Source organism: Pseudomonas typographi (assembly GCF_014694385.1).
Taxonomy (GTDB): Bacteria; Pseudomonadota; Gammaproteobacteria; order Pseudomonadales; family Pseudomonadaceae; genus Aquipseudomonas; species Aquipseudomonas typographi.
The window spans coordinates 1-12415 of the sequence record NZ_JAAOCA010000002.1 but is presented as its reverse complement, the minus strand read 5'-3'; the positions used below and the strand labels follow the sequence as shown (position 1 = coordinate 12415).

At 63.5% G+C, this 12415-nt stretch carries 12 protein-coding genes; 9 read left to right on the top strand and 3 right to left on the bottom strand.

Annotated features, from left to right (window positions below; translation table 11 throughout):
- Positions 1-7: 7 nt before the first annotated feature.
- The 7 genes from HAQ05_RS01345 to HAQ05_RS01315 all read left to right on the top strand — a co-directional run bounded on the left by HAQ05_RS01345 (position 8) and on the right by HAQ05_RS01315 (position 8751).
- A complete protein-coding gene (locus HAQ05_RS01345) occupies positions 8-1600 on the top strand; it encodes an ABC transporter substrate-binding protein (RefSeq protein WP_190416791.1) in 1593 nt (530 codons plus the stop codon).
- A gap of 137 nt (positions 1601-1737) precedes the next feature.
- A complete protein-coding gene (locus HAQ05_RS01340) occupies positions 1738-3114 on the top strand; it encodes an OprD family porin (RefSeq protein ID WP_190416790.1) in 1377 nt (458 codons plus the stop codon).
- 67 nt (positions 3115-3181) lie between these two features.
- Positions 3182-4777 (top strand): ABC transporter substrate-binding protein, encoded by a 1596-nt coding sequence (locus HAQ05_RS01335; protein WP_190416789.1) that lies wholly within the window; start codon positions 3182-3184, stop codon positions 4775-4777.
- Positions 4778-4865: 88 nt separating this feature from the next.
- Positions 4866-5876, top strand: a complete 1011-nt coding sequence (locus HAQ05_RS01330; RefSeq protein WP_190416788.1) for an ABC transporter permease subunit — start codon at positions 4866-4868, stop codon at positions 5874-5876.
- A gap of 10 nt (positions 5877-5886) precedes the next feature.
- The gene (locus HAQ05_RS01325) at positions 5887-6798 is read left to right on the top strand and encodes an ABC transporter permease subunit (RefSeq protein ID WP_190416787.1); all 912 of its coding nucleotides are present in this window, start codon (positions 5887-5889) and stop codon (positions 6796-6798) included.
- A gap of 10 nt (positions 6799-6808) precedes the next feature.
- Positions 6809-7777, top strand: a complete 969-nt coding sequence (locus HAQ05_RS01320) for an ABC transporter ATP-binding protein (protein ID WP_190416786.1) — start codon at positions 6809-6811, stop codon at positions 7775-7777.
- Positions 7777-8751 (top strand): peptide ABC transporter ATP-binding protein, encoded by a 975-nt coding sequence (locus HAQ05_RS01315; protein WP_190416785.1) that lies wholly within the window; start codon positions 7777-7779, stop codon positions 8749-8751. Before HAQ05_RS01320 ends, HAQ05_RS01315 begins: the two co-directional genes overlap by 1 nt.
- 34 nt (positions 8752-8785) lie before the next feature.
- On the opposite strand, the gene HAQ05_RS01310 is transcribed toward HAQ05_RS01315, so the two are convergent.
- Both HAQ05_RS01310 and HAQ05_RS01305 read right to left on the bottom strand, forming a co-directional pair.
- Positions 8786-9370: a DJ-1/PfpI/YhbO family deglycase/protease gene (locus HAQ05_RS01310; protein WP_190416784.1), complete on the bottom strand. Its 585-nt coding sequence runs from the start codon at positions 9368-9370 to the stop codon at positions 8786-8788.
- 116 nt (positions 9371-9486) lie between these two features.
- Positions 9487-10644: a phospholipase D-like domain-containing protein gene (locus HAQ05_RS01305; RefSeq protein WP_190416783.1), complete on the bottom strand. Its 1158-nt coding sequence runs from the start codon at positions 10642-10644 to the stop codon at positions 9487-9489.
- Between the two features lie 131 nt (positions 10645-10775).
- On the opposite strand from HAQ05_RS01305, the gene HAQ05_RS01300 reads away from it, so the two are divergent.
- Complete coding sequence (locus tag HAQ05_RS01300; protein ID WP_190416782.1) at positions 10776-11390, top strand: flavin reductase family protein; 615 nt, start codon at positions 10776-10778, stop codon at positions 11388-11390.
- Here the strand turns inward: HAQ05_RS01300 and HAQ05_RS29360 are convergent.
- Positions 11281-11730: a putative quinol monooxygenase gene (locus tag HAQ05_RS29360; protein ID WP_190416781.1), complete on the bottom strand. Its 450-nt coding sequence runs from the start codon at positions 11728-11730 to the stop codon at positions 11281-11283. The two genes, HAQ05_RS01300 and HAQ05_RS29360, sit on opposite strands and share 110 nt — an antisense overlap.
- 284 nt (positions 11731-12014) lie before the next feature.
- Here HAQ05_RS29360 and HAQ05_RS01290 point away from each other — a divergent pair.
- Positions 12015-12415, top strand: a 401-nt coding sequence (locus HAQ05_RS01290) for an AraC family transcriptional regulator (RefSeq protein WP_190416780.1), incomplete at its 3' end; no start/stop codon positions are given.

Genomic DNA, 12415 nt, shown 5'->3' with positions numbered 1-12415 from the left:
ACACCCCATGAGCACGCACAACACAATGATTGCAGCCCTGCTCGGGCTGAGCTGGCTGGCCAGCGCCGAGGCTGCGAGCACGCTGGTATTCTGCTCCGAAGCGAGCCCGGCGGGTTTCGACATCGCCCAGTACACGTCCGGCACCGACAATGATGCGAGCGAGCCAATCTACAACCGGCTGGCCGAGTTCGAAAAAGGCGGCACGCTCGCGGTGCCTGCCTTGGCCGAACGTTGGGAGGTGAGCGACGATGGCCTGGCCTGGACTTTTTACCTGCGCCCCGGGGTGAAATTCCACAGCAACACACAGTTCAAGCCCAGCCGCGACTTCAACGCCGACGACGTGGTGTTCACCTTTACCCGCATGCTCGACCCGCAGCACCCATTCCGCCGCGCTTACCCTTCGGAGTTTCCGTTCTTCACCAGCATGGGGTTGGACCGCAACATCGAACAGGTGAGCAAAACCGGGCCGATGACGGTGGTGTTCCGCCTCAAGCACGTGGATGCCGCCTTTATTCAGAACCTAGCGATGAATTTCGCCGCGATCCTCTCGGCAGAGTATGCCGCGCAGTTGCTCGCCCAGGGCAAGCCTAGCGACATCAACCACCAACCCATCGGTACCGGGCCGTTCCGGTTCGCGCGCTACCAAAAAGATGCGCAAATCCGCTACAGGGCCCACCCAAACTACTGGGCGCCGGAGCGGGTGAAGCTCGACCAGCTCGTGTTCGCTATCAATACCGATGCCTCGGTACGGATGCAAAAGCTGCGCAGGAACGAATGCCAGGTCACGCTCAACCCGCGCCCGGCGGATTTGCCGGCGCTGGAGCAAGCGCCGGGCATCAAAGTGCTGCAGCAGGCCGGCTACAACCTGGGCTACGTGGCTTATAACACCGAACGCGCGCCCTTCGACCAATTGCCCGTGCGCCAAGCGCTGGACATGGCCATCGACAAGCCGCGCATCCTCAAGGCGGTGTACCACGGCTCTGGGCAATTGGCGGTCAATGCCATGCCGCCCACGCAGTGGTCCTACGACACCACCCTGGTAGATGCGCCCTACGACCCAGAAAAAGCCAAGCAGTTGTTGCGCCAGGCAGGCGTACAGGAAGGCACCGAGGTCACCCTCTGGGCCATGCCGGTACAGCGCCCCTATAACCCCAACGCCCGGTTGATGGCCGAGATGCTCCAGGCCGATTGGGCCAAGGTGGGTATCAAAGCGAATATCGTCAGCTATGAATGGGGCGAATACTTGAAACGCACCCAAAATGGCGAGCACGACATCGCCCTGCTCGGCTGGACCGGTGACAACGGCGACCCGGACAACTGGCTGGCCACACTCTACAGCTGCGCCAGTATCGGCAGCAATAATGCCGCCCGCTGGTGCGACAGCACCTACGACCGCCTGGTGACCGAGGCCAAGCACAGCACGGACCGCGCGACCCGCACCACGCTTTACCAACAGGCCCAACAGCGGCTCAAGCAACAGGTGCCGATCACCCCGATCGCCCACTCCACTGTCAACCAGCCCGTCAGCATCCAGGTAGAAGGCTTCGTCGTCAGCCCGCTGGGCCGTAACAGCTTCACCGACGTGCAATGGGTCGACTGAACCACCCTCATGCCCCCGGCGATAGCCAACCTGTCGTCGAATAGGCGCGATCTGCCCTAAGCAAACGTTTGCTACACCCGCAACACCCGGTTCGCACAAGCCGGTTAAACAACTAGAAAACAAATGGAGCAACACACATGCAGTTGACGCAACGCACCTTTCTGGCCGCAGCCCTGGCCAGCACTGCCTCGGCGGCACTGGCCGCCCCTGCCGGCCAGGCGTTCGTACCCACCGAATTGAAGGCCAACAACACCCAGGCCGAAGCCACCGGCTTCGCCCCAGGCCAAGTGCTGTCGGGTTCGACGAAAAACTTTTTCGCCCAGGAGCGCACCAAGCGCGACACACGTTTTTACATCCTCAAGGGCGGCACCCGCGAAACCACCCGCCTGCGTGACGCTTGGACCCAGGGCACCATCCTGCGCTACACCTCAGGGTTTACCCAGGGCACCGTAGGCTTTGGCGCGGAAGCGGCGGCATACAATGAAATTGCCCTGCAGCAGGGCCGTGGCCGCATCGCCGGCGGCGGCAACCGCACCTTAACCGACAGCGACGGCGATGCCGTGGGGCAATGGAGCAAGCGAGGCCTGGGCAACCTCAAGGCACGGGTGGCCAATACCACGCTCACGGCTGGGCGGCAGAACATGGACACGCCGATGATCGCCAGCGTCGGCAACCGCGCCTTGCCGTCAAGTTTCGAGGGCCTGAGCCTGCACAGCGCCGAGTTCAATAACCTGAGCCTCGATGCCGGCACCTTCGACCGGGTGTCGCCGCGTACCGAGCAAAGCCTGACCCGTTTCGTTGCCGAGTACGGCAACCGTGGGGTATCCACCGACCATGCCAGCACCGCCGGGTTCACCTACCAGCCACTGGAAAGCCTGGAAACCAGCATTTACGCCACCCAAGCCAAGGATTTCTGGAACCAGTACTACATCGGCCTGGCCCATGACCTGGGCGACCCGGCCGTGCTGGCCTTGAACACCGCGCTGAATTACTACAAAACCCGCGATCAAGGCAGCGCCAAGTTAGGTGCCATCGACAACGATACCTACAGCTTGGCCTTCACCCTCAGCCATGGCGCGCACAGCGTGATGGCTGCTTGGCAGCAAGTGAACGGCAACGAGTACTTCGACTACCTGCATGAAACCAACGGGATCTTCCTGGCCAACTCGCTGCTGTCGGACTTCAACGGCCCTAACGAGAAATCCCTGCAGTTCGGCTACAGCCTGAACATGGCCGAGTACGGCGCGCCAGGCCTTAAGTTCAACCTGTATACGGCACGCGGCTGGGGCATCGACGGCACCCACTACAAGGGCACCGGCTATGACATGGCCGGGGTAAATGGCGAAAGCCACTACGAGTACGGCGTTGGCACTGCGTACACCGTGCAGAGCGGTGCGTTGAAAAACAGCAGCATCCGCGCCACCTACACCGCCCACCGCGCCAGCGAATACCAGGTAGACGGCAGCCTGAACGAACTGCGCGTGGTGACCACCGTCCCTTTTAACATTCTGTAAACCGCAGCCCCTGCCGGCAGCACCGCTGGCAGGGGCAACTACGCTGTACACACGAAGAGGGCCCAGCATGAAACAGCCAGCACTACGCACCGCCCTGGCGGCGGCATTGTTCAGCGTCGCCGCCAGCGGCGCAGCCAAACCTTTGGTGGTGTGCACCGAGGCCAGCCCCGAGGGCTTCGACGTTGCCCAGACAACGGTAGGCACTACCATCGACGCGGCGGGCTACACGGTGTTCGACCGGCTGGTCGACTTCAGCCCCGGCACCACCAACATCGAACCCAGCCTGGCTGAGCGCTGGGAAATCAGCGACGACGGCAAGCAGTACACCTTTCACCTGCGCCCAGGGGTGAAGTTCCAAACCACCGACTACTTCAAGCCGAGCCGCACGCTCAACGCCGATGACGTGCTGTGGAGCCTTCAGCGCCAGCTCGACCCCCGGCACCCCTGGCACGACAAAGCGCCGATGGGCTATGGTTATTTCGAATCCATGGGCCTCAAAGACCTGATCGAGCGCATCGAGAAGGCCGACGACATGACCGTGGTGTTCCACCTCCGGCACGCCGAAGCACCGTTTTTGCGCGACCTGGCGATGCCTTTCACGTCTATCTATTCCGCCGAGTACGGCGACCAGTTACTCAAGGCCGGTACCCCGGAAAAACTCAACAGCCAACCCATCGGTACCGGGCCATTTATCCTAACGCGCTACACCAAAGACGCCCAAGTCCGGTATAAAGCCAACCCCGATTACTTTAAAGGCAAGCCACCAGCCGACCCGCTGGTATTCGCCATCACCGTGGATGCCAACACCCGCTTGCAAAAACTGCACGCCAACGAGTGCCAAGTGGCGCTTTACCCCAAGCCCGACGACATCAAGGGCCTGAAGGCAGACCCCGCCTTGCGCGTGGACGAACTGCAAGCGCTGGTGGTCAGCTACGTGGCGATGAATACGCAACATGCGTGGCTCAAGGATGTGCGGGTACGCCAGGCGATCCAAATGGCGGTAGACAAGCCCAACCTGGTGAACACCCTGTTCGGCGACGGCAACGCGGTGCCCGGCACCGGCCCCTACCCGGCAACGGTGCTGGGCTTCAACGCCGCGGTCAAGGACCTGCCGTACGACCCGGCCAAGGCCCGCGCATTACTCAAGCAGGCCGGGGTGCCGGAGGGCACCACGCTGACGGTATTCACCCGTAACGGCGGCGGGGTGTCCAACCCCAACCCAGGGTTGTCGGCGCAATTGTTGCAAGCGGACCTGGCCAAGGTGGGCCTGAAGCTAGACATCCGTGTAATGGAATGGGGCGAAATGGTCAAGGCGGCCAAGCTCGGCCAGCACGACCTGTTGTTCTACGGCTGGGCCGGCGACAACGGCGACCCCGATAACTTCGTTACGCAGAACCTGAGCTGCGATGCAGCCCAAAGCGGCGAGAACACCGCGCGTTGGTGCGATAAAGGCTTCGACGCCCTGATCACACAAGCGCGCGCCGAAACAGAACCGGCCAAGCGCGCCGCGCTCTATGAGCAAGCGCAGGTCATTTTCAACGAACAGCAGCCGTGGATCAGCCTGGCCTACCCCAAGCTTTTCGTGGCGCTGCGTAAAAACGTCGAGGGGTACCATATCAGCCCCCTGACCAATAACAACTTCGCCACAACCCAGGTGAAGTGAATGATTGCCGGCGCCGTGCATACCCTGCGCGACCGCCGGCCCCGGGGCCCTGGCCCCGGCCTAACCGGCCGATGAGGTATCCAAACAAATGCTCAGCTTTATTGCCCGCCGCGTGGGGTTGTTGATACCCACGTTCTTTGGCATCACCTTGCTGACCTTCGCCTTGATTCGCCTGATCCCTGGCGACCCGGTCGAAGTCATGATGGGAGAACGCCGGGTAGACCCAGAGATGCACGCACAAGCCATGGAACGGCTGGGCCTGAACAAACCGCTGTACGCGCAATACTTCGACTACATTGGCCAATTGGCCCATGGCAACCTGGGCGAGTCGTTGCGCACCCGCACCAGTGTGTGGAGCGAATTTCTCAACCTGTTCCCGGCCACCCTGGAACTGTCCATCGCCGCGTTGCTCTTCGCCGGCGTCTTGGGTTTGCTGGCCGGGGTGATCGCCGCGCTCAAGCGGGGTTCGCTGTTCGATCATGGAGTGATGGGCATCTCCCTGGCAGGCTATTCGATGCCGATTTTCTGGTGGGGCTTGATCCTGATCATGTTCTTCTCGGTGAGCCTGGGTTGGACGCCGGTGTCCGGGCGCATCGACTTGCTCTACGACATCGAGCCGCGGACCGGCTTCATGCTCATCGACACGCTCTACAGCGACGACCCCGGCGCCTGGCTCGATGCACTCAAGCACCTGATACTGCCCGCCATTGTGCTGGGGACCATTCCACTGGCGGTGATCGCGCGCATGACCCGCTCCTCGATGCTCGAGGTGCTGCGCGAGGATTACATCCGCACCGCCCGCGCCAAGGGCCTGTCGCCGGTGCGCGTGGTGTTCGTGCATGGCCTTCGCAACGCACTGATCCCGGTACTCACGGTGTTCGGCTTACAGGTGGGCACGCTGCTCGCAGGGGCCGTGCTGACTGAAACCATTTTTTCCTGGCCGGGTATCGGAAAATGGCTGATCGAAGCGATCGGCGCGCGTGACTACCCGGTGGTGCAAAACGGCATCCTGCTGATCGCCTGCCTGGTGATCCTGGTCAACTTCGTCGTAGACATCCTCTACGGCCTGGCCAACCCACGCATCCGCCACCAGCGTTGAGAGTGTTGTCATGAATAGCCAAACCCCTGTAACCCCCGCCGACCAGAGCCTACTTTACCCCTCGCCGTTCAAGGAGTTCTGGCACGCATTCTCGCGCAACAAAGGTGCGGTGGCCGGCCTTGCGTTCATGTTGCTGGTGGTGTTCTGCGCGCTGTTCGCCCCGTGGGTGGCGCCGCACGACCCCAGCGAACAATTTCGTGACGCCCTGCTCACCCCGCCGTCTTGGCTGGAAGGCGGCCGGTTTACCTTCTTGCTCGGTACCGACGAAGTGGGCCGCGACCTGTTGTCGCGCTTGATCCACGGCGCGCGGCTGTCGCTGTTGATCGGCTTGTCATCGGTGGTGATGTCGTTGATCCCCGGCATCCTGCTGGGCCTGCTGGCGGGTTTTTTCCCGCGGCTGATGGGGCCTGCGATCACCCGCGTGATGGACGTGATGTTGGCACTGCCCTCGCTGTTGCTGGCGGTCGCCATTGTGGCGATCCTCGGCCCAGGCTTGATCAACACCGTGATAGCCATCGCCGTGGTATCGCTGCCCTCGTATGTGCGCCTGACGCGCGCCGCGGTAATGGGTGAGTTGCATCGCGACTACGTGACCGCTGCGCGCCTGGCCGGTGCGAGCCTGCCGCGGCTGATGTTCGTCACCGTGCTGCCCAACTGCCTGGCGCCGCTGATCGTGCAGGCCACACTGAGCTTCTCGTCGGCCATCCTCGACGCCGCCGCGCTGGGCTTTCTGGGCTTGGGTGTGCAACCGCCCACGCCCGAATGGGGCACCATGCTGGCCTCGGCCCGCGACTACATCGAGCGCGCCTGGTGGGTCGTGAGCCTGCCGGGCTTGACCATCCTGCTCAGCGTATTGGCGATCAACCTGATGGGCGACGGCCTGCGCGATGCGCTGGACCCGAAACTGAAGAACGCGATCTGAGGAGCTTCACATGGCATTGCTAGACATCAACAACCTCAGCGTGCGCTTTGGTGACAAGAACGCGGTCCCGGTGGTGGACGGCTTGAGCCTTACGGTGGAACGCGGCGAGGTATTGGCCATTGTCGGGGAGTCCGGCTCGGGCAAATCGGTGACCATGATGGCCTTGATGGGGCTGGTCGATGCCCCGGGCATCATTACCGCCGACTCGATGCAGTTCGACGGCAACGACATGCTGCGCCTGGGCCGGCGCCAGCGGCGCAAGGTGGTCGGCAAGGACCTGGCGATGGTCTTCCAAGACCCGATGACCGCGCTCAACCCCAGCTATACGGTGGGCTTCCAGATCGAGGAAGTGCTGCGCGCGCACCTTGGGCTGACCGGCAAGGCTGCCCGCCAGCGCGCCTTGGAGCTGCTGCGCAAGGTCGAAATCCCGGCCCCGGAAAGCCGCTTGGACGCCTACCCCCATCAACTTTCCGGGGGCATGAGCCAGCGCGTGGCCATCGCCATGGCCATCGCCGGCGAGCCTAAGCTATTGATCGCCGATGAACCCACTACCGCCCTGGACGTCACCATCCAGGCACAGATCATGGAGCTGCTGCTGAGCCTGCAGAAAGAGCAGAACATGACCCTGATCCTGATCACCCATGACCTGGCGGTGGTGGCCGAAACCGCCCGGCGGGTGTGCGTGATGTACGCCGGGCAAGCCGTCGAACTGGGCCAGGTGCCGCAATTGTTCGACGAGCCGGCCCACCCATACAGCGAAGCGCTGCTGGCGGCCATTCCCGAACACAGCCAGGGTGCTGCGCGCCTGGCCACGCTGCCAGGCATGGTCCCGGGTCGCTATGACCGGCCCCACGGCTGCCTGCTGTCGCCGCGCTGCCCTTATGCACAGGCCAATTGCCGGGAACAACGCCCGGCCCTGGACCCCAAGCGCCAAAGCCTGGCGCGTTGCTTTTACCCGTTGAACCAGGAGGTGGCGTGATGAGCGTCGTTCTCACCGCGCGCGAACTCACGCGCCACTATGAAGTGCCCACCGGGCTGTTCAAGCCCCACGCGCTGGTGCGCGCGCTCAACGGCGTGTCGTTCCAACTGGAGGCCGGCAAAACCCTGGCCGTGGTGGGCGAGTCCGGCTGCGGCAAAAGCACCCTGGCCCGCGCCCTGACGCTGATCGAACAACCCACCTCAGGCTCGCTGCAAATCGGCGGGCGCGAGGTGGCCGGGGCCAACAAAGCAGAACGCAAGGCCATGCGCCGCGACGTGCAGATGGTTTTCCAAAGCCCCTACGCCTCGCTCAACCCGCGGCAGAAAGTCGGCGACCAACTGGCCGAGCCCCTGCTGATCAACACCGACCTCAGCCGCGAGCAGCGACGGGAAAAGGTCCAGGCGATGATGCACCAGGTGGGGCTGCGGCCCGAGCATTACCAGCGCTACCCGCACATGTTTTCCGGCGGCCAGCGCCAGCGTATCGCCCTGGCCCGGGCAATGATGCTGCAACCGAAGGTGCTGGTGGCCGACGAACCCACCTCGGCGCTGGATGTGTCGATCCAGGCCCAGGTGCTGAACCTGTTCATGGACCTGCAGCAGCAATACCGCACCGCCTATGTGTTTATTTCGCACAACCTGGCGGTGGTGCGCCACGTGGCGGACGACGTGTTGGTGATGTACTTGGGCCGCCCGGCGGAAATGGGCCCGAAAGAAGACCTTTACGCCAACCCGCTGCACCCCTACACCCAGGCGCTGCTATCGGCCACCCCGACGATCAAGCCTGACCCGGCCAAGCCGCGAATCAAGATCGCCGGCGAGTTGCCCAACCCACTCAACCCGCCGCCTGGCTGCGCGTTCCATAAGCGCTGCCCCTATGCCACGGACAGATGTGCCACCGAGGTACCCGCGTTTCGGCCGGTGGGTACGCGGCAGGTAGCGTGCCATTATGCGGAGCGGTTCGTGGCGGCCTGAATGGTGCAGCCAGCTTTTGAACCACCTCACCCGCTTACAAGGTGATCTGCGTACCCAATAACGTTAAAAACGCCCCCAACCAGGCCGGGTGCGCCGGCCATGCGGGGGCGGTAACCAAGTTGGCCTCCACATGGGCCTGGCTGGGCTCGATGTCGACGAAGCGCCCGCCGGCGAGTTTCACCTCCGGTGCACAGGCTGGGTAGGCGCTGCATTCCCGCCCGTCCAGGGCACCGGCGGCGGCCAGCAGTTGGGCGCCGTGGCACACGGCCGCAATGGGTTTGCGTTGTTCGGCGAAGTGGCTGACGATGGCCAGCACACCTTCGTTCAAGCGCAGGTATTCCGGCGCGCGGCCCCCGGGTATGACCAGGGCGTCGTAGTCCACCGCGTGTACCTGGGCGAAATCCTGGTTGAGCGCGAACAAGTGGCCGGGCTTTTCGCTGTAGGTCTGGTCACCTTCGAAGTCATGGATGGCGGTGCGCACCGTGTCCCCGGCGGCCTTGCCGGGGCAGACGGCCTGCACGCTGTGGCCTACCATCTGGAGCGCCTGGAACGGCACCATCGCCTCGTAATCCTCGACGTAGTCGCCCACCAGCATCAATATCTTCTTCGCGCTCATCACATAGGCTCCTTGAAGTGTTCCCAAAGCCTAGTCGTTTTCGCCCCCCACCGCGGGCGCCAGTGTGGTGTCTTAACAGTGGGTAGCGCCCTGTTGCCGGTGCCTTTTGCTGCCGGCACTCAATCTCGGCGGTCGAGCATGTTCGCCACCCAGCGGTCGAGCCACCCCCACAGGCGCTGCTGTACCCGGCGCAAAAAAGGGCGGGCCTCCCAGGCATCCAGGGTGACTTGCCGGCTTTGGCCGAAGTCGTGCTCGAAGCTGGCCTGCACTGCCGCGGTCAGGGCCGGGTCGAGGGCCTCAAGGTTGGCTTCCAGGTTGAAACGCAGGTTCCAGTGGTCGAAATTGCACGAGCCTATGCTGACCCACTCATCGACCAGCACCATCTTCAGGTGTAAAAAACACGGCTGGTATTCGAAGATCTTCACACCCGCGCGCAACAACCGCGGGTAATAACGGTGCCCGGCGTAACGCACGGAGGGGTGGTCGGTGCGCGGCCCGGTCAGCAGCAAGCGCACATCGATGCCCCGGCTGGCGGCGCGGCGCAGCGAGCGGCGCACCGTCCAAGTCGGCAAAAAATAAGGCGTGGCCAACCAGATGCGGCGCTGGCCGCTGTTCAGCGCGCGCACCAGCGATCGCAATATGTCGCGGTGCTGGCGCGCATCGGCGTAGGCCACCCGGCCGAACCCTTCGCCTTGCGAAGGCACTTTGGGCAGGCGCGGCAAACCGAAATGCGTGGGCGGGCGCCATTCGGTGCGGCGCAGGTTGGCGCGCCATTGGCGGTCGAAGAGCATCTGCCAATCGGCGACCAATGGCCCGTCGATTTGCACCATGGTTTCATGCCACTCGCTTTGCTCGGCACCGGGCCGCCAGAACTGGTCGGTAAGGCCGGTGCCGCCAACCACCGCCAGCTCGCGGTCGACGAGCAATAACTTGCGGTGGTCCCGATACAGGTTGCGCATACCACGCCGCCAGTGCACCGGGTTGTAGTGGCGCAGCTCCACACCGGCCTCGGTCAAGCGCAGCACCAATGCACTGCCCAGCTTCAGGCTGCCGTAGCCGTCGAACAGGCAGCGCACTGCCACACCACGCTGGGCAGCGGCTTCGAGGGCCGCCACCACGGCCTCGGCACAGGCGCCGGCCTCGACCAGGTACAATTCAAGGTCTACCTGCGCCTGAGCCCGCTCGATGGCGGCCAGCATACGGGGGAAAAAGCGCGGGCCGTCGATCAACAACTCGAAACGGTTGCCATTGCGCCAGGGAAATACCGGCCCGCCCATCGCCACTCCGTGCTAATAAGAACGCGGGCCACCATAGCCGCGCAGGGGCGCCGCCGCAACATCTGGTTACAGCCTATGGTCAACCGCCTGCCTCAATGAACCTCACCGGCCTACATAGGAGCCGCAGCACGATGAGCGACGACATCTATTATTACGAACCGGCCCTCGGCCATGGCCTGCCCCATGACCCGTTCAACGCCATCGTGGGCCCACGCCCCATCGGCTGGGTGTCGACCCGCGCCGTAGACGGCACTCTGAACCTGGCGCCGTACAGCTTCTTCAACGGTTTCAACTACACCCCACCGATCATCGGCTTCAGCAGCGTGGGGCACAAAGACAGCCTGAGCAACATCCAAGCCACCGGTGAATTCGTTTGGAACCTGGCCACCTTCGCCTTGGCCGAGCCGATGAACCAGAGTTGCGCCGCGGTGCCACCGCAGGTGGATGAATTCCAGTTGGCCGGCCTCACGCCCGTAGCTTCACGCAAAGTCGCCGCGCCCCGGGTAAAGGAGAGCCCGGTGGCCTTCGAATGCAAAGTCACGCAAATCGTGCAGTTGCAAACAGCGCAGCAGCAGCCGGTCGACAGTTGGCTGGTGCTCGGGGAGGTGGTCGCGGTTCACATTGCCAAGGCGCTGCTCAAGGAAGGCGTTTACGACACCGCGGCAGCCGATCCGATTCTGCGCGGCGGGGGGCCCGCGGACTACTTCCGCTTGGGTGAAAAATTCTTGATGCGCAGGCCCAGCTGAATCTGCCCACGTAGCGCAGTGCGGGTGCGGCAGGCCGGGTGATAACCGAGTCGAAGGCCTGCACATCCAGGTGGATAATCAATCGGTCGCGCACCAACAAGCTGAATACGTCCATGTTCGGCGATGCGAGCCAACCGGCCAGGGCGTCGGCGCTGGCCCACTGGGCACTGAGCATCCACGTGCTTGGATCGTGGGCCGCCCGCTGCGCAGCGCATTGCAAGCACCCGGCAGCGCCAAGCGTACTCTCAACCAGCCGCCCCAGGCACTCGCCCAAGGCCACGCTGCGCCCCGGGTAAGCGCGTATGAATACACAATGGCTGACGGCTGGGTTCTGGGTCATGCTGCCTCTCCCTGATAGAGGGTGGAAAAACGCTCACAGCTACAGAGAATACCGCCCGGGTTAACCCGGCGTTATCTTGATCCTGCGCAGTGCTTGCCTGATCCTGCGGGCAGGCCAACACCCTGCACAGATGCGAACGCACGCCACTGCGCAGGCGATGCCCGCCAGCCGCACCGCCAAGGCTTCGCGCAGGATCAGGCAAGCATCATGCAGGATCGGCCTACCGCCCGAGCTTGCCCATAAGTACCCTGTAACCCAAGCAGCCGCCTGATCGGGAGCACTCCATGAGCATGGCCGAACACATTCCCCAGCCTTTGGCCGCCGCGATGGAACAGCAGCGGCAAACCTTGGCGGGGCTGATTCGCAAACACACCCGATCGACGCCCGAAGGTGAGGGCTACCACGCTTGTGCCGTACCGGGCCTGCAACTGGTGCGCTATGAACACTGCCGCCCATCGGCAAGTACCCTCGCCGAGCCCGCGCTGTGCGTGTTCGCCCATGGCAGCAAAGAAGTGTGCCTGGGTGATGAGCGCTACGTGTACGACCCGTTGCATTTTCTGGTGCTCTCGGTGACCATGCCGGTCAGCGGCCGGCTGCTCAATGCCGGCCCCGAAGACCCCAGCCTGCTGATACGGCTAGACATCGACCCGGCCGAAATCAACCAACTGATCGCCGATGCCGGCCC

Bases quoted from the DNA above. Each gene is read 5' to 3' on its own strand.
- HAQ05_RS01345 (WP_190416791.1), top strand. From the start codon at position 8: ATGAGCACGCACAACACAATGATTGCAGCCCTGCTCGGGCTGAGCTGG.
- HAQ05_RS01340 (WP_190416790.1), top strand. From the start codon at position 1,738: ATGCAGTTGACGCAACGCACCTTTCTGGCCGCAGCCCTGGCCAGCACT.
- HAQ05_RS01335 (WP_190416789.1), top strand. From the start codon at position 3,182: ATGAAACAGCCAGCACTACGCACCGCCCTGGCGGCGGCATTGTTCAGC.
- HAQ05_RS01330 (WP_190416788.1), top strand. From the start codon at position 4,866: ATGCTCAGCTTTATTGCCCGCCGCGTGGGGTTGTTGATACCCACGTTC.
- HAQ05_RS01325 (WP_190416787.1), top strand. From the start codon at position 5,887: ATGAATAGCCAAACCCCTGTAACCCCCGCCGACCAGAGCCTACTTTAC.
- HAQ05_RS01320 (WP_190416786.1), top strand. From the start codon at position 6,809: ATGGCATTGCTAGACATCAACAACCTCAGCGTGCGCTTTGGTGACAAG.
- HAQ05_RS01315 (WP_190416785.1), top strand. From the start codon at position 7,777: ATGAGCGTCGTTCTCACCGCGCGCGAACTCACGCGCCACTATGAAGTG.
- HAQ05_RS01305 (WP_190416783.1), bottom strand. From the start codon at position 10,644: ATGGGCGGGCCGGTATTTCCCTGGCGCAATGGCAACCGTTTCGAGTTG.
- HAQ05_RS01300 (WP_190416782.1), top strand. From the start codon at position 10,776: ATGAGCGACGACATCTATTATTACGAACCGGCCCTCGGCCATGGCCTG.
- HAQ05_RS29360 (WP_190416781.1), bottom strand. From the start codon at position 11,730: ATGACCCAGAACCCAGCCGTCAGCCATTGTGTATTCATACGCGCTTAC.